This window comes from Streptomyces sp. NPDC058685 (assembly GCF_042714725.1).
GTDB lineage: Bacteria > Actinomycetota > Actinomycetes > Streptomycetales > Streptomycetaceae > Streptomyces.
Window position 1 is genome coordinate 12,564 of sequence record NZ_JBHXSL010000029.1, and the last position, 16,627, is coordinate 29,190.

The 16,627-nt window shown below is 69.1% G+C and carries 14 protein-coding genes and 2 pseudogenes; 5 read left to right on the top strand and 11 right to left on the bottom strand.

Annotated features, from left to right (window positions below; all coding sequences use genetic code 11):
- Nucleotides 1-507: 507 nt before the first annotated feature.
- From ACFWU3_RS22460 to ACFWU3_RS22490, 7 genes are all read right to left on the bottom strand, one after another.
- A complete protein-coding gene (locus ACFWU3_RS22460) occupies nucleotides 508-1,485 on the bottom strand; it encodes an L-threonylcarbamoyladenylate synthase (protein ID WP_384440306.1) in 978 nt (325 codons plus the stop codon).
- 684 nt (nucleotides 1,486-2,169) lie between these two features.
- Nucleotides 2,170-3,672: an alpha/beta hydrolase gene (locus ACFWU3_RS22465; RefSeq protein ID WP_384440309.1), complete on the bottom strand. Its 1,503-nt coding sequence runs from the start codon at nucleotides 3,670-3,672 to the stop codon at nucleotides 2,170-2,172.
- A gap of 645 nt (nucleotides 3,673-4,317) precedes the next feature.
- Entirely contained in the window at nucleotides 4,318-4,527 is a 210-nt protein-coding gene (locus tag ACFWU3_RS22470; protein ID WP_384440312.1) for a DUF6243 family protein, read from the bottom strand.
- A 368-nt stretch (nucleotides 4,528-4,895) separates the two neighbouring features.
- Complete coding sequence (locus ACFWU3_RS22475) at nucleotides 4,896-5,576, bottom strand: hypothetical protein (RefSeq protein WP_384440315.1); 681 nt, start codon at nucleotides 5,574-5,576, stop codon at nucleotides 4,896-4,898.
- A gap of 423 nt (nucleotides 5,577-5,999) precedes the next feature.
- A complete protein-coding gene (locus ACFWU3_RS22480) occupies nucleotides 6,000-6,605 on the bottom strand; it encodes a dihydrofolate reductase family protein (protein ID WP_384440318.1) in 606 nt (201 codons plus the stop codon).
- Between the two features lie 158 nt (nucleotides 6,606-6,763).
- On the bottom strand, nucleotides 6,764-7,105 hold the full coding sequence (locus ACFWU3_RS22485; protein WP_384440321.1) for a hypothetical protein: 342 nt from the start codon (nucleotides 7,103-7,105) through the stop codon (nucleotides 6,764-6,766).
- A gap of 423 nt (nucleotides 7,106-7,528) precedes the next feature.
- Nucleotides 7,529-8,161 carry a TetR family transcriptional regulator gene (locus tag ACFWU3_RS22490; RefSeq protein ID WP_384440324.1) on the bottom strand — a complete coding sequence of 211 codons (633 nt, stop codon included), beginning with the start codon at nucleotides 8,159-8,161 and terminating at the stop codon, nucleotides 7,529-7,531.
- 76 nt (nucleotides 8,162-8,237) lie between these two features.
- Between ACFWU3_RS22490 and ACFWU3_RS22495 the strand changes: the two genes are divergently transcribed.
- Nucleotides 8,238-8,930: an NAD(P)-dependent oxidoreductase gene (locus ACFWU3_RS22495; RefSeq protein ID WP_384440327.1), complete on the top strand. Its 693-nt coding sequence runs from the start codon at nucleotides 8,238-8,240 to the stop codon at nucleotides 8,928-8,930.
- A 75-nt stretch (nucleotides 8,931-9,005) separates the two neighbouring features.
- Nucleotides 9,006-9,363: pseudogene (locus ACFWU3_RS22500) on the top strand (cobalamin biosynthesis bifunctional protein CbiET); the annotation flags it as partial.
- 245 nt (nucleotides 9,364-9,608) lie between these two features.
- Here ACFWU3_RS22500 and ACFWU3_RS22505 read toward each other — a convergent pair.
- Nucleotides 9,609-9,740, bottom strand: a complete 132-nt coding sequence (locus ACFWU3_RS22505) for a hypothetical protein (protein ID WP_384440330.1) — start codon at nucleotides 9,738-9,740, stop codon at nucleotides 9,609-9,611.
- A gap of 42 nt (nucleotides 9,741-9,782) precedes the next feature.
- Nucleotides 9,783-10,023, bottom strand: a pseudogene (locus ACFWU3_RS22510) (hypothetical protein); the annotation flags it as partial.
- 130 nt (nucleotides 10,024-10,153) lie between these two features.
- Here ACFWU3_RS22510 and ACFWU3_RS22515 point away from each other — a divergent pair.
- Both ACFWU3_RS22515 and ACFWU3_RS22520 read left to right on the top strand, forming a co-directional pair.
- Nucleotides 10,154-10,723 carry a PadR family transcriptional regulator gene (locus tag ACFWU3_RS22515; RefSeq protein WP_384440333.1) on the top strand — a complete coding sequence of 190 codons (570 nt, stop codon included), beginning with the start codon at nucleotides 10,154-10,156 and terminating at the stop codon, nucleotides 10,721-10,723.
- Nucleotides 10,710-11,549, top strand: a complete 840-nt coding sequence (locus ACFWU3_RS22520; protein WP_384440336.1) for an SGNH/GDSL hydrolase family protein — start codon at nucleotides 10,710-10,712, stop codon at nucleotides 11,547-11,549. The genes ACFWU3_RS22515 and ACFWU3_RS22520 overlap by 14 nt, the downstream gene beginning before the upstream one ends.
- A 148-nt stretch (nucleotides 11,550-11,697) precedes the next feature.
- On the opposite strand, the gene ACFWU3_RS22525 is transcribed toward ACFWU3_RS22520, so the two are convergent.
- Both ACFWU3_RS22525 and mscL read right to left on the bottom strand, forming a co-directional pair.
- Nucleotides 11,698-12,981, bottom strand: coding sequence for a cation:proton antiporter (locus ACFWU3_RS22525; RefSeq protein ID WP_384440339.1), 1,284 nt, complete (start codon nucleotides 12,979-12,981; stop codon nucleotides 11,698-11,700).
- Between the two features lie 160 nt (nucleotides 12,982-13,141).
- Nucleotides 13,142-13,585: a large conductance mechanosensitive channel protein MscL gene (gene mscL / locus ACFWU3_RS22530; RefSeq protein ID WP_384440342.1), complete on the bottom strand. Its 444-nt coding sequence runs from the start codon at nucleotides 13,583-13,585 to the stop codon at nucleotides 13,142-13,144.
- 319 nt (nucleotides 13,586-13,904) lie between these two features.
- Between mscL and ACFWU3_RS22535 the strand changes: the two genes are divergently transcribed.
- Nucleotides 13,905-16,514, top strand: a complete 2,610-nt coding sequence (locus tag ACFWU3_RS22535) for a discoidin domain-containing protein (RefSeq protein WP_384440345.1) — start codon at nucleotides 13,905-13,907, stop codon at nucleotides 16,512-16,514.
- Nucleotides 16,515-16,627 lie beyond the last annotated feature (113 nt).

Genomic DNA, 16,627 nt, shown 5'->3' on the forward strand with positions numbered 1-16,627 from the left:
CTGAGCAGCCTCTATTCAACCCGTTTCGGAAGTGTGTGAGCCCCTTGGCAAGAGAATTCGTAACTCCCAGTCCGCAGGAATTCGTAAACGCTCTGGGGGTGGAACCTGAATGCACCGAAGGGACGGTGCAGATCCTCAGATTGGGAGAGGTTTCCGACGAAGACGTCACCTTCACATATGATGCCGTCGGCCAGTCCGTGAGGGTGACGTGGAATACCTCGTCCGGCGATGAGCTCCTGGACATCTACCGTGAAGGCGGAGTCCTGCTTCGACTCACTGAAGATGGCAACGCAACGGGCATCCTGGTCGAATTCAGGACCGGTGACACTCAAGGCGAACTCAGGCTTCAGGTATTTCCCAGGATCCGACTGACTGAAAGTTCCCTTATTCTGTAAGAATTCTTGGCACAGGGGGCGTGTCGCTCCGGCTCAAGGGGACCGCGTTCCCGCCCTCAAGGACGGGCAGACGCCGGGCGGCCTCGTCCGCGGTGTCGTCGGCCGAAGCCGCTCAGGCAGGAAGCCGGGGCCCCGCGGCCCGGCGAAGCCGGTTGGCGATTGCCAGCCCCAGCCCCTCCTCTACCGGCAGGGACGCGACGATGAGGTCGCACCCCTGCCGGTCGAGCTCACGCAAGAACCCGTACAGCCCCTTCGCGTAAGCCGCCGGCGATTCGGGCAGGGCCACCACGGCGTGCGCTCTGACCGCAGCACCGGCGAGGGGCGCGGGAAGGAACACACCGACCCGGTGCCCCTCCTCCTGGGCGAGCTCGGCTTCGGACACGACCTTCTCCGGCTCGACGAGAACAACCCGCGCCCGCGGTGCGTAGTGCGAGGGATGCTGCCCCGGCACCCGCACACCGCTGGTGGAAGGCACGGAGAGCGGGCGCCCCAGTACCGCTTCGAGGTCCTCGCGCGTCACCCCGCCGGGGCGCAGGATGGCCGGTGTCTCGCCCGTGACGTCGACAATGGTCGACTCGACACCGACCTCGCAGGACCCACCGTCCAGGACGAAGTCGACGCCGTCACCGAGCTCCGCCCGGACGTGGTGCGCGGTGGTGGGGCTGACCGAGCCGAAGCGGTTGGCGGACGGTGCCGTGACGCCGCCGCCGAAGGCCGACAGCAGGGCGAGAGCCACCGGGTGGTCGGGAACGCGCACTGCCACCGTCTCCAGGCCACCGGTCGCCTCCAGCGGCACGCGCCGACCGCGTCGCAGGACCAGGGTCAGCGGGCCGGGCCAGAAGCGTTCGGCCAGCAGCCGCGCCGCCAGAGGCACTTCCTCAACCCAGTCGTCCAACTGGTCCGCGGCGGCGATGTGCACGATCAGCGGGTGAGAAGGCGGCCGCCCCTTGACGCGGAAGATCCGAGCAACGGCCGCGGGGTCCTCGGCGTTCGCGCCCAGACCGTAGACGGTCTCGGTCGGCAGGGCCACCAGGCCCCCCGCTCGCAGCACCCCCGCAGCCTGCTGGATGTCACTGGTCGTTGCCGTCACCTTCGTACGTCCCTCTCCCGTTCCGTTCACCACGTACCCAACTTCGCCGTCGTACGACGACAAGACCATGCACGCCCTACCGCCCCATGATGCCGCGTAGGCCGGATGGGCAGCCGAGCGGTGCGGACCTGGAAAGGCAACGGAGCCGCACCTGCGGCGGCCCCGGGTGCCGGGCAGATCCCGGGGCCGCCGACCTCTACAAGCCCCTGAGGGCATTCCACGCCCCCTGCACACGTCACACCAACGCCCCGGCACCGGGCAAAGACACGCTCGGCGTCAACGCCGCCCCACCTGGCCCCTCCGCCTCACGGGCTCCGTGCCCGAGACGTCGTCCTGACTCCCGCCCTCACCTCGTAAGACGTCTTCGTTCCCCTCTGGGGCCCCGGGTGCATGTCAGAACCGAGACTGCGCCGACCTCCGCTTGGAACCCAGCCACAAGCACTCCCCCGCCCGGCCATCCATCCGACAGCTCAGCGATGCACTGCCGGCCTGGAGCTGCGGGCTTGGAGGGGCGCACTTCTCACGGGAGGACCATCAGCAGGAAAGCTCCACGAACGCGCGGGGAGCAGCTCTATGGGCAACGGGAGTGGAGGGCTTCGACCTCGCGGCGAGGGACGAGGCGCAGCGGCAGGCGCAGACGCGGGCCTGCCGGAGCACTCATCCGGCCTGACGGGCGATACCGCCCTACGGCGCGGCGACGGCCAACCCGCCCCCGCCGGTGTCCACACCGCCGCGAGGCTTGGGCGCGGCGAAGGGAGGCGCGTCCTGACGGCACACTGTTCCGGTCGGCGGGAGGGCACCGTCGATGAGGTAGCGGCTTGCGTATGCGTTGACGCAGCTGCTGGGGTTGAACAGTGCCGTGTGCCCGACCGCATCGTGGGTCAGCAGGCGGGCATTGGCCAGCTCCTTCGCCATGGCCTGCGCAGCGGGCAGGGGCGTGGAGGGGTCGTAGGTGTTCCCGACCACCAGGATGGGGTTCGCCGTTGGCTTGTTCCACGGGCCGCGGTAGCGGTCCTCGGCGACCGCCGGCCAAGAGGCACAGCCCGCGGAGGCCCAGATCCAGTAGCGTCCGGTGTCCCCCGTACGGGCGGCCGCGGCGTCAGCCAGGGTGCCGTACGCACCTGGGTCCCGGGGGTTGGGGCTGTCGCCGCAGAAGACCGCGGTGCTCTGTTCCTCCCCCAAGTACGGATTCGGGTTGGGGACCGGCGGCGGGGGCGGGAGGGGGGACGGCTCCGGAACGCGGCCCTGCCACAGGTCCTGCAGCCTGCCGGCGAGTTCCGTCCCCCCGAGCTGGACGTCGTAGAGGCTGTGCACCACGTCGGCCACTGTGCCGGCGTAGGTCCACGGGCCCACGGGTTCCTTTCGGAGCCGCTGCAGCAGCTGGTCGTACTTGTCCTGGGTCGCCTTCGGGTTGCCGGCGGAGAACGCGCAGCGGGCGGTCGTCGTGGATCCGCACAACGCGAGGAACCGCTTCACGGTCTCCGCGGCGCTGCGGCCGGAGCCCAAGCGCTGGAACGACGTGGTCCGAGCGGGCTCGTCGGAAGCGTTGTCCGTCCAGGCCCGCGGGTCCCAGTTGGCGTCGAAGACCATGGCGCGGACCCTGCCGGGGAAGAGGTTCGCATAGGTCGCGCCCAGGTACGTGCCGTAAGAGATCCCGTAGTAGGTGAGCTGCTGCTCACCCACCGCCTTGCGAAGCTGGTCGAGGTCGCGAGCGTTCTCGGCGGTCGACACATGGCGCAGGAGCTCGGGGGCGCGCTGCTCACAGCGCCGGCCCAGTTCCTCGTACGCGGCGGCGAAGGCCGCCCGCTCCTTCTCTCCCACCGGGAAGCCTGCCGCTTTGCTCGCAGCCCAGTCTGCGGCTTCCTCGGGAGTCGCGAAGCAGTTCACCGCGGTGCTGTTGCCGATGCCGCGGGGGTCCCAGCTGACGATGTCGAACCGCTCCCGCACCTCGCGCGGGAAGGACTCGTAGTTCTGTGGCATCTGGACTGTTCCGGGGCCGCCGGGACCGCCGGGATTGAAGAACAAGGTGCCGATGCGCTGTCCGGGACCGGTGGCCTTCCGTTTGACGACGGCGAGTTCGATGGTGCGGCCACTTGCATCGTCGTAGTCGAGGGGGACCTTCGCGGTCGCGCAGTCGAACGGACTGCCCTGGACGCAGGGTTTCCAGTCCAGCTGCGGGGCGGGCACGGAAGGGGGCGGCGCGCCCCCGGCCGGACTGTGAACCGGTCCGGCAAATGCCGTCGAGCAGATCACCACCGCGGCGAGGACCGCGGCATGACACCGCCGGCTCGCCCTAGGTGCAGATATGTGCATGTCATGTCCTTCCCCGGGTCGAGGGCCCGACGCCACCCATGCGCCGGACCTCGGCACGCATCCGGTCAACAACACCTCGGTCCGGCACAGCGCGCGAGCGAACCGGGGCCGAATGGCGCAGCGGAGCAGGTCCAGGGATGCGGGTGGAGGTCCGGGCGACGGCCGCGGTCCGGCCGGTGGTGCAGGCGTCCAGCACCGGGCTCACAGTCTCGCCGAGGGCGGGCCAGTGAGCGCTGGCGCCGAAATGTTGCCGCAGCATCCCGGCGATCCGGCGGCGAGGCGGTGTCGGTCGAGCTGGGCGCGGAGAACGCTCTGGTGGTGACGCTGCTGGTGCAGCTCGGGGTGGTGGCGGTGACGGGGCTGCTGCATCTGCGGCTGCTCCGGTTGGTCGGCTGGGACGCGGGGGCCGGCCAAGAGCTGAGCGGGACCGTTCGCGCCCGGCACGGCAGCGGGGCCCGGACCACGTGTCGCGGTCCGAGCCCTACCCCGTGCGCGATACCGCCCTGCGGTGGCGGTGCGTCAGCTCTGTGCGGTGTTGTCGCCCGTCTGCCCGACGCCCTCGGCTGTGCCTGCCTTCTCGCGCATCTTGCGCACCAGCTCCGCCTTCTGGTCGGCGGCACTCTGGCGGTCGAGGTTGCGGTGCGGACCGTTGTTCTGCCGTTCGGCGCGTGACAGCTTCTTGCGCTGGCCGCCGCCCATGCCGACGGGGTTGTTGATGTTCTTGCTCACGGGTTCTCCCGGAATGTGGTGAAGTGATCTACGGATTCATCGGTGAGGGACGGGCACGGCGACGTCGGAGGACGTCAGCAGGGGCCCATCACGCTCTCACTCGCAAATCGGCGTCTGGAAGAACATGAGCAAGACGTTACCTGGTCCCGTCGGCTCCGCATACCAGAGCTTTTCGACGTCCCGGCGTCGGCGGGGCCCTCGGTGAGCCACCGGGTGGTGAACGGTTCCTGCCGGCCAGACTGAGTGTCTCAGTTGGCCGGGCGCCATCGAAAGCGCTCAGCGGCGAAGCCTTGCTGGAGTTCCAGCCGCCATCTCCGGGGACGTGGACGATGCACCGCCGTCGCAGTCGGTGCATCGCGTTCCACGGTCTATTCGCTTTGGACGTGGGCCTTGTTGATGGCGGCTTGAATGTGAAGCCAGGTCGGATCTGTTGCGCTGGTCTCGGTCACCGTTGCCAGATCGTCTGCTTCCCATGTGCGGGTTCCGTCGGTCAGGACGAGGTGCGTCTCCAGGTCGTCGCCGTCTTCCGGAACCTCTGCGGTGGTCTCCAAGAACGCTGTGGCTGCAGCCCTGGAGATGTCCTTGCTTGTGGTGCAGGTCTGCGTGGAGTCGGAGAGCACGGACAGGAGCAGCAGATCTCCCCCACTACCGGCGACGAGTAGCGTGCCCGTCGCCGTGGCGGCCAGCGCGGACAAGCGGGACCCGGCCAGCACATCGTGCTCGACCGCTTGCCTTGTTTCGAGGTCCACTTCGACCAGTGCCCCCGCGGGCGTTGCGATCCACAGCCCGCCCGGTACCGATCCGAAGGCGATGTTGTGACGCGACCAGGATTGCATCTGATCAAGCCACGCCTGCGTGTACGGATAGCCAGGGCTGGGATCGCCCAGGGGTGTGGCCAGAACCCGGCGCAATGAAGGAAACTCGAAAACCTCCACCGAGTTGTCGTACGCGTTGCCACGGATCGCGAAATGACGTCCGTCTGCGCTGAAGAGTGGAGTTTCGTAGCCGTCACAGTCCAGGATCAGCGCCCGGCGGAGCGGCCGCATCACGGCAGCGGTCCCCTGATCGACGCGCGCGAAAAGGCAGTGCGTGGCCCCCTGGTCGCTGGCGAGCGTGGCAACAAGTCCGCCGCCGGGATGCTCCGCGGCGCCTGTGTCCCACGGGACGCCCGGCAGCGATGGTTCCGGAGGCAAGGTCGAGGACGTCCGAGCTCTCCCACACGCCGCCTTCGTCGCGAAACGACGGAGAACCCCACACAGTCTGTCCGTCCGGGCTGAAAGCCAGGCTCCGGTAGGAGGCCGTGGCCGGAGCACCTTCCGGTTCGGAGATCCCAGCAGGAGTCCATTGCCGCAGTCCGTCTTCCCCTGCCACAACAAGCAGTGCCTGGCCCTCACCGGATAGCTCACACCCATACGGGACAACCTCTGGCTTCGCGCCCGCCGACGCCGCCCAGACCAGCGGATGAGGCGACGTCACGCAGGGGCGCCGAGCGGCGGGTGCTCAAGCACACGGGGCTTGTACTCGACCAGCTGGATACGGCCGTCGAAGGTGCGGTGCTCGATCATCTCCAGGGCAACGTCCGGATAGCCGTCGTAGATGCGTTCCTCGCCCGTGGCTCCGGTGATCACCGGGAACATCACGACCCGGAAGCGGTCGACAAGTCCGGCCCGCAGCAGGGACCGGCACAAGCTGAGGCTGCCGATCGTGCTCAGTAGCTCCGAACCACTCGACTTAATGTCTCGGACCGACTCGACGGCATCGTCGCGGATGAGCGTGGAGTTGGCCCACGTCAGTGGCTCCTGAAGTGACGAGGAGAACACCATCTTGGACGCTTGGGTGAGCTCGTCGACGGACGCCTCTTCTTCGGGCCTGAACTCATCTTGGCCATCCGGGACGTTGCCCGCGGCGAAGCCCGACATCAGGCGGTAGGTGTTCGCTCCCATCAGGTAGGTGACCTCGGGCTGCTCGCCGAGCCATGCGAGGTACTCCGGGCCTTCGAGGCCCCAGAACCCGGGCCATCCCTCTCCTGAGGCATAGCCGTCGAGGGAGGTGATGAAGTCGACGAGAAGCTCCGACATGGCGGTGTCCTTTCCTGGGGTGTCACGAGCTTGGACCGACCGGGAGCCACAAACTCATCGGCCGCGCTGTGGAGCAACGAGAAATCCCAGGACGTTGCAGCCACTCAGGGCAGCGGAGCGGCACTGCTTCGGAGGGTCCGGAGCCCTACATGATTGCGCTAGGGCGTAGCGATCCTCATCCCGCCATCGAGCCGCGTACAGATCCAGGACTGACGGAGCGAGAGCCAGCAGCCCGTCGACGACACCTCGCGCGTCGCGATGGTCGAGCGAACCTGCTCGAGCCGGGCCAGGGCCCCGATCCACTCCTCGATGGCGTCCGGTGCAGCCGAGTGATGCAAGTCGGGCAGGATCACCACTCGCCGGCGCCGGTCGGCAGCCCTGATGGCGATCAGATCACCTGGTGCCCGCGTTGCCGAGCCCAACTGCTCGGCCAGCATCGGCGAGGCCGTCAGCGCCGAGTGTCCGGTCTGGGGAATAAGGCGGTGTACGCGGCGCTTCACCACGGCACCCGGCCGCGTCGCTCGGTACCAGCCCCCTCGCCAACTACCTCGGCATCATGGGCACCGGCGCCGGCCACGCGGCAGAAGCCCGGCCCTGGCCGGTAGCACGCCGGTGTGCCTCAGCAGGCTCGACTCCGCGCTGGAAGACCGTGGCAGCCGTACACCCCTCGACCCCACACGAGAAGGGACCAGCCCGGCGGTCTGGCCCCCTTCCTGCTTCCCCTGTTGGCGCTCGGGTTGCATCAGCCGATCGTGCGCCAGGTGCAGGTAGTCGTGGCCCACGTGCAGTGCTCGAACCCCGCAAGCTTCACGAAGAACCCGTCACCGTCCGGCATGCGCCACCGCGGCGAAGGCGAGCGACGTCAACGGCACACGCTCAGCCTCGGCTCAGATCGGCCGGCTCCGACGCCAACGGTCGGGGCTTCACCTCGAGACGACACTTCGCATGACGGGTGGGCCGACTCGTTGCCGCGGGGCCAGTGCCGCGCGGAGCGCCGGGACGAGGTGATGGCGAGCCTCGGAACGGGAGAGGGTGGCGAGGGCGGGGAGCGGGTTGAGATAGCGGGTGTAGATGAGGCCGCCGAGGATCGTCACCACGGCCGTGGCTCGGGCGGTCGCGTCCTGGCCGCCGAGAAATTCAACAAGCCTGGCCAGCAGTTCGCGTTCCAGATATTCGCGGATGACCTCGGCCGCCTCTTCACCCTGGGCCGTGAGCCGACGGAAATCGGCGTCCTCCCACAAGTCCGTCACCGCGTCGATCAAGCGGTCGGGGAGGGTGGCCCGGTCGCCGCCGAGGACCTCGTCCACCGTCAGCGCATGGGCACACTGGATCTGCATCACGTCCGCGAACAGGCCCTTCTTCGAGCCGAAGTGATAGGCGATCAGCGCCGGGTCGACCCCGGCTGCCCCGGCTACCGCACGCAACGTAGTACGCCGGTAGCCGCGCTCAAGGAACAGCAACCGGGCCACCGAGGCGATCGACTCACGGGTGGGCGGGTGGCCGCGGGGACGGCCTCGGGTGCGGACGGGGGCCGGGGCCGGGGCTGCGATATTCATCAGCGTTGAGCGTGCAATTCGTGATCGGCACAGTCAAGGGCGTTCCGCGATCCACACGAAGGGATGTCCCGACACCATGCGCATCGCAGTCTTCGGCGCCAACGGACCGACCGGCCGCCACCTCACTGATCAGGCCATCGCTGCCGGGCACGAGGTCGTCGCCGTGACCCGCCGCCCCGGCTCACTACCCGCTCGGCCCGGTCTGACCGTAGCTGTCGCCGATGCCACCGACCTGGCGGCCGTCGACGCAGCAGTCAGCGGGACGAACGCCGTTCTCTCCGCGCTCGGTGCGCGCTTCAGCAAAGAGACCGTCACCACGTACTCGGCGAGCGCCGCGGCGATCACCGCGGCCATGACCCGCCACGGCATCACGCGCCTGCTAGCCGTCAGCTCCAGCATCGCTGATCCGCAGTGGCGCCCCTCGGGCGCACACTTCTTCAACCATGTACTCGACCCGCTGGTGAACAGACGTCTGGGACGCACCCTCCACGACGACATGCGCCGCATGGAGGCCGTGATCCGGAAGACGCACCTCGACTGGACCCTCGTCCGGCCCTCCGGCCTCTTCGAGCACCCGATCGTCACGGACTACCGCACCGCTGAGACCAGCGCCGACGGCGTCTTCACCGCACGCTCGGACCTCGCCGCGAGCATGCTGCGCGAACTGGAGGAACAGCGATATCTCCGCAAAGCCATGGGTGTCATCACCACGGCCGTGAAGCCCAACATCGCCAAGCTGATCTGGAACGAGGGAGTGAAGAAGAAGTGAGCCGAGCCACAGCCGAGCTGCCGTCGCTGCACGGGCGTACCGCGCCCGCGATCAACCCCACCACCATTCGTCTCACGGCACCCTGCATGCCACCCCTGTCCGGCCGCCGTTCGGGGACTCCTCAAGCAACACAGGAACAGCAGAATGGCCATGCTCGCCAACGACGATGTTCTACAGCATCGGCCGCCACCCTCACGGAGGCGGTCGGTGCACAGCGGCTCCGCGTCCTGCCCCACCCGTCCTCCGTGTCCTATGCCTCCGCGCCCGTCTCGGCTGGTCCGGGGAGAACACCGAGGTGACCACGTCCTCGGCCGTCCTGCACAACGGCTCGCCGCCGCTCTGCACAACGGTCGCCGGCAGCTGGTTCTCAGCGCGGACGCCACGACGCCCGGCACGGTCGCCGAGCTGCTCCGAGCGGGGCTTCGGACCCAGCTCCCAGTGGTGCGCGCGGCCGCCGCGCCATTCCACCCACCGGGGATCGTCAGCACCGGCTCGGGATCGATGACTCCGGCCGCTTCGAGGAAAACGACCGGTCATGGTCGGCGTGGGCGAGAGCGAGATTCTCGTCCCGACCGTGACGGGTGCGCCGTCACCCGCCGACCGCCACCAGCCGACAGCGGATGCACGACGGCCGGCGCGCTTCGGGCAGCGGACGAGCATTGCGGGCGGCTCCCGCGGTCAGCCCTGCCGCAGCGCGGAAAGACCCTTCTGCATGTCTTCGCTGTTCATCACTGGCTGGATCTCGATCTTCGCGCCGAGTCCCTCGAAGAGCGGCTCCGCGATGGTGGGCAGCAATGAACTGTCCTGCATGTCGAAGACGAAGGCGCAGGGCCGCCCACCTCACTGGGGCCGAAAGGTGTCGACGTTGCCCGAGGGGGTGAGGTCAGCCTGGTCTGCGACCCGTTCTGGAGGGTGCGGATCGTCTCGCGGGACAGCGGGTCGAAGTCCTACGCGATGACGCCCGTGCGGTGACGCCCGTGCGGTCGGATCGCTGCATGAGGTTGCCGTCACCGTCGTAGGAGTAGGAGTAGGAGTAGGTGACGGTCGCGCAGCCGGGCGTGTCGACCTTGGTGACCCGGTCGCGGTGGTCGTACTCGCACAGAGTGGTCTCTCAGACCGGCGTTGCCAAGGCTCTGGTAATCAAGAATATGACTATTCTTGTTCTTGAGTATGATGGTTCGGGCGAAACGCTGGATCGGAGAGCGAGTGGAGGGAGTGCCTCGATGGCTCTGAGGCATGCCGTGCTGGCGGCCCTGCTGGACGGCGAGTTCAGCGGGTACGAGCTGGCCAAGGCGTTTGACCTGGGTGTCGCGAACTTCTGGCATGCCCTCCCCCAGCAGCTCTACGCGGAGCTGGCCAAGCTGGAGAAGGACGGGCTGGTCACGGGCCGGCAGGTGGTGCAGGAGACTCGGCCCAACAAGCGGCTGTTCCAGGTCACCGATGCCGGGCTCGCCGAGTTGGAGCGGTTTGCGGTGGCTGCGTCGAAGCCTTCGTTCATCCGGGACGACCTGCTCGTCAAGGTTCAGGCTGTCGACCGTGTCGATGCCGGGCCGGTGATCGAGCAGTTGGAGGCGCGTGCGGCGGCTGCCGAGGCCAAGATCGAGCTGCTCGAGAAGTTGCTGAGCCGTATGCGGGGGGACGCGGATGAGGAGGAGTTCCTGCGTGTGGGCGAGCCGGTCGGCCCGTACCTGACCTGTCGGCGCGGCCTGGTCTTCGAGGAGGAGCACCGGGACTGGTGCTTGAGCACGGCTGCGGTGCTGCGGGAGCGGCAGGTGTCCCATGTCGGCAACTGAGCACCGTGGAGACCGCGAACACCCCGTGTACGAGCGCTATGTGGCTCTCGGTGACAGTCAGACCGAGGGGGTGGGTGACGGTGACGATGTCACCGGGCTGCGTGGCTGGGCCGATCGGCTGGCGGAGTTGCTGGGGGTGGTGAACCCGGGGCTCGGGTACGCGAACCTGGCTGTTCGTGGGCGTGTCGCTCGCCAGGTTCGTGCCGAGCAGTTGGAGCCGGCTCTGGCTTTGCGTCCCGATCTGGTCACTGTGGTGGCCGGGGTCAACGACATTCTGCGGCCGCGGTATGACGCCGTGGAGGTGGCCGGGGAGTTGGAGGCGATGTTCGCCGCGTTGACAGCGTCCGGGGCGCATGTGGTCACGCTCGCCTTTCCGGATCTGTCGAAGATCGCGCCGATCGCCCGTCCGCTGGCGCCCCGGTTGACCGATCTGAACGCCCGGGTGCGTGCTGCGGCGTTGCGGCACGGGGTCACGGTTGTCGACACCGGGGGGTACGCGGTCACCACCGACCCGCGGTTGTGGACGGTGGACCGGCTGCATGCCGGTCCTCTGGGGCACGAGCGGATCGCCGCGGCTGTGGCCCACACCTTGCGTCTGCCCGGTAGTGACGATGCCTGGTCGCATCCGCTGCCGCCGGTGTCGGCGCCGGGCGCGGTGCAGGCGTTGACGGCCGAACTGCGGTGGGTTGCCGGTTTCCTGGGTCCGTGGATCGGTCGCCGCTTGCGTGGCCGGTCCAGTGGGGACGGCCGTGCGGCGAAGCGTCCGCAGCTGTTGCCCGTCGGGCTGTCCGGGCCACGGTTGCCGGGGGAACCGGACGCCTCGTAGACAGGCTGGAGAGCTGCGGCCAGGGGGGTTCCTGCTCCCGCTCACCGCGTTGTGTCGAGAGCGGATGTCCCTGTCGCTCTCTGCGCGACCACGGGCGTTGAGTGCGCAGCGCAGGGCCTCGCGGCGGCGTGCCGCTGGCCCCGGTTGCTCAATCGCGCGGGGTGGAATCCCCGTGGGGGCTTGTGCCGCCGGACAGCCGTCGGACCGGGATGCTGTGGGGCGGCGGCCCCGATCGGTCTGTCGCGGGGGCGGGGAGGGATGCGGCGTAGCGGCGCGCCAGTGGTCCTGCGCTGAGTCCGTGGGCGAGGACGCTGAGCAGCACGGTGAGGACGAGTGCGGGGAGTACTTTCTGCGCGATGGAGGGGGCGAGATCCTCGAGTGCGAGGAGAGAGAAGATGATCGTCGCCAGTCCGCGGGGGCCGAACCAGCCGATGAACAGGACGGTGGCGCGGTCCATACGGGTGCCGAGCAGGGCGAGAGCCACGGGCGCCATTCTCACCACGGTCAGGCTCAGTACGGCGTAGAGGGCGGATTGCCAGGTCATGTGGGGGAAGGCGGCGGGGACCAGGACGGCTCCGAACAGGAGCCACACCAGCAGGGAGAGCACGGTTCCTGATTGCTCGGTGAATTCCAGTTGCCATCTGGGGGCGCCTCGGTGAGCGGTGCCGAAGGCCAGGCCGGCGACGAAGGCTGCGACGAAGCCGTTACCGCCGATGGCGATCGCGGACAGGTATGACAGCAGGGCGAGGGCCAGTACGGCCGGCCCGGCGAACTCTTCTGCCCCCCAGTCCTCGCGCAGCGCTTTCCGCATCAGCCACCCGCCGACCAGCCCGAGTACGGCCCCGTATGCGAGGCCGACGGCCAGTTCCTGGATGGCCTTGCCGTCTGCTCCGTGCCCTTCGCCGGCGGCAGCGGCGGCACCGGCGAGTGCCATGACGACGACGGGAGTCGCGATGCCGTCGTTCAGTCCGCTCTCGACGTTGATCAGGCGGCGGACGCGTTCGGGGACGATGGGGTTGGTCATCATCGAGGCGCCCAGTGCCGCGTCGGTGGGGGCGAGTGCGGCGCCGACGAAGACCGCTGCCCAGCCGCTGACGCCGGGAAGGAGTCCGGTCGCCAGGAGCGTGCCGAGTCCGATGCACAGGGGCAGTCCGATGAGCAGAAGCCTGAGGTAGAGGCCGAGATCGGGCCGTAGGACCGGAAAGGACAGTCGGGCGGCGTCGGTGAACAGGATCCAGGTCAGGCAGATCTCCGCGACCGCTTTCACCGTCTCGTGTGACGGGTTGAGGTCCAACGAGCCCAGGCATGTCGCCAGCACCAGTCCCACGAGGACGAACACGGCAGGCGCGGTCAGCTCCACCCGTGCCGACCGTCGGGAGACCAGACCCCACAGGAACAGCAGCAGCAGAACCAGCGAGACGGTTCCGTCCATCGGGGCAGCTCCTGGAGTCCGTGATGGCGAGGCCGCGGGCGAGCGTGATCGTGCCAGTCTGTGGCGCACCGTCACGTCCGTGGACGATTGGTCGACGCGTGTCGTCCCGGTGGTCGGGGCCGCCTGACGACCCGGCACGCGGTGCTCGGGCTGTGCGGGGTCAGCCGGCGCGTTGGGTGGTGGTGTCGGCCTGCGCGGGAATGGCGGGCAGGGGGACGGTGCAGGCGGCGCAGCGGAGGGCGTGGGCGGGGACGGGGCTGAGGCATTCGGGGCAGTCACGCTTGGGGGCTTGGACGTCTTGGTGGGGGGCCAGGCGTTCGTGGAGTTTGTTGATGGGCAGGACGACGAGGAAGTACAGGGCGGCGGCAAGGAGCAGGAAGCTGATGGCGGCGTTGATGAAGGCGCCGTAGGGGAACTGGGTGGCGCCGAGGGTGAAGTGCTTGCGGCTCATGTCGCCGGTGGCGCCGGTGGCCAGTCCGACGAGTGGGGTCAGGAATGCGCCGACGAAGCCGTTGACGACGGCGGTGAATGCGGCGCCGATGACGATGCCGACGGCCAGGTCGACGACGTTGCCGCGCAGGATGAAGCTGCGGAAGCCTTTCATCGGTGGTTCTCCTCTTCCGGGACCTGCGGCCTCGCAGGTGGGGTGTGTGTCTGCGTGTCGGCTGCCCCGGGAGACGGGGGCGAATGTGTGCCGTCTGCTTTTCGCCCCGGGCGGCGTGGGGGCCTGCGGCGGCGGTGGTCCTGGGCCGCGTGTGCGGGGCGCTGCGGTGTACCGGCGCCCCGGGCGGCGGACTGTCGCGGTGCTCCCGTCCCGGACCGGAAGCGGAGGAAATCTCACAACGTACACCGCTTGACGCCCGTCGCGTCACAGTTGTCCGCAATGGGCGCAGAAGTCTTTACAAGGCTGCAGGCTGCTGCGAGTGTCAACTCCCGCATGGGCGTTGCCGTGGGACGCGACGTCATTTTCGTGGGGGGACGACGACATGATCCGTGGGTTTGCTCTGTCTGTTTTCCGCCGGCCTTTCCGGTTCGGGTCGCGGGGGCTCATTCTGCTGGCACTGACGGCGACACTGGTGGCTCTGCTGCCGCTGTGGTCTTCGGGGGGCCGGGCGAGTGCCGGGCCGGGGGCGTTGCCCATGGCCGATCCGACGGCGCCGCCGCCCGCGCCGCATCATCAGGCGGCGCCTGCTTCAGCGATGGAGCCGGCCGCGCCGACACTGCCGCGGGACGGGTGGACGGCCACGGCGAGTGATCACGAGACGGCGCGGGGGGACCATCGTCCCCTTCGCGTGCTGGACGGCGATCCGAACACCATGTGGCACAGCCGGTGGTCGCCGACGGCGGCGGCGTTGCCGCACAGCATCACCATCGACATCAAGGAGACCGCGGTCCTGTCCGCCCTGGTCTACCGGCCCCGGGCGACCGGGACCAACGGCCGGATCGGCGAGTACGCGATCCATCTGAGCGCCGACGGTGTGGCGTGGGGTGCCGCGGTGGCGACAGGCACGCTGGCCGACGACACCACGGTGAAGACGTTGAGTTTCGCGCCGAAGGGGGCCCGGTTCATCCGGCTGACGGCGACGACGGAGGCCGGCGGCCGCGGCCCGTTCTCCAGTGCCGGTGAGATCAATCTGCTGGGCGATCCGGGGACCGCCGCGTCCGTGGTCGATCTGCCGCGTGAAGGCTGGACAGCATCCGCGAGCAGCTTCGAGTCCGCACGCGGCGCGCACGCTCCCGCCGCCGCGCTGGACGGTGACCCGGACACGCTGTGGCACAGCCGCTGGTCGCCCACCACAGCTGCGTTCCCGCACAGCATCACCATCGACATGAAGACGGCTCGGCCGGTGTCCGCGCTCTCCTATGAGCCGCGGCGCATCGGCGTCAACGGCCGCATCGGCACATATGCCGTCACGACCAGCGTGAACGGCACCACGTTCGGTACGCCGGTGGCGAGCGGGAGTTGGAAGGACGACGACACGCTGAAGGGGGCCACCTTCACGCGCACCGTCTCCGCCCGCTACGTGCGGCTGACGGCGACGAGTGAAGCCGGTGGCCGTGGACCGTGGGCGTCGGCGGGCGAGATCCGTGTCAGCGGCCCCGCGGCGCCCGCCGCGCACGGGGTGTGGGGCAAGGTCACGGGCTTCCCGCTGGTGCCGGTCGCGACGGCGGTGCTGCCCAACAACAAGATGCTCGCGTGGTCGGCGTACGGGATCGACCGATTCGGCGGCAGCAACGGCTACACACAGACCGCGATCATGGACTTGGCGACCGGCCGGGTCACGCAGCGGCGGGTGGACAACACCGGGCACGACATGTTCTGCCCCGGCATAGCGGTCCTGAAGGACGGGCGGGTGCTGGTCACCGGCGGCTCGAACGCGGAGCGGGCGAGTATCTACGATCCGGCGACCGATGCGTGGGCCTCGACGTCGGACATGAACATCGCCCGCGGCTATCAGGCGATGACGCTGCTCTCCACCGGTGACGCGTTCGTTCTCGGCGGGTCGTGGAGCGGTGGCGGCAGCGCGAAGGGCGGTGAGGTCTGGTCGTCGGCGAACGGCACATGGCGCAAGCTCAGCGGTGTGCCCGTCACCACGACGATGACCGCCGACCCGCGCGGCGCCTACCGCGCGGACAATCATCAGTGGCTGCACGCCACTTCGAACGGGCGGGTGCTGCATCTGGGCCCGAGCAAGCAGATCAACTGGATCTCGACCAGCGGCAACGGAACCATCACCGCGGCCGGCCGGCGCGCGGATTCCCCGGACGCGATGAACGGCAACGCGGTCGCCTACGACATCGGCAAGCTCCTCACGCTGGGCGGTGCGACGGCGTACGAGAACGTGAAGGCGACCCGGCGCGCGTACACGGTCGATCTCAACGGGGGCGGCACGCCGGTCAGTTCGCGGACCGGGGACATGGCCTACGCCCGTGCTTTCGGCAACAGTGTGGTGATGCCGGACGGGAAGGTGGCGGTGTTCGGGGGGCAGTCGTTCCCGGTGCCGTTCAGTGACGCGACGTCGGCGATGACGCCGGAGATCTGGGATCCGGCGACGGGGAAGTTCACGCGGATGGCGTCGATGGCGGTGCCGCGGAACTACCACAGTGTCGCCAACCTGCTGCCGGACGGGCGGATCTTCACCGGGGGCGGCGGTCTGTGCGGTGCGTGTGCCACCAACCATCCCGACGGGGCGATCTTCACGCCGCCGTATCTCCTCAACGCGGACGGCAGCGAGAAGACCCGCCCGGTGATCACCGGCGGTGTTCCGGCCCACGCGACGAACGGGGCGCAGCTGGCGGTGACGACGGATGCGGAGGTGTCCTCATTCGCACTGGTGAGGGCGGGCGCCGCGACGCATTCCACCGACAATGACCAGCGACGGGTGCCGCTGGCCTTCCGTCAGACCGGTGCGGGGGCGTACGAGGTGACGGTGCCGGCCGACCCGGGGGTGGCGCTGCCGGGCACGTACTTCCTGTTCGCCCTGAACGCCGAAGGCGTGCCCAGCAAGGCAAAGATGCTCACCGTGGGCTGACAGCCCACGGCGCCGACGGGCGGCCCGCCCCCCCCGGCTGGGGGGGGGGGGGGGGGGGCCGGGGGGGGGGGGGGGGTGGGGGGCGCCCCCCCGCAGCGAGCCCGCGCCTCGAA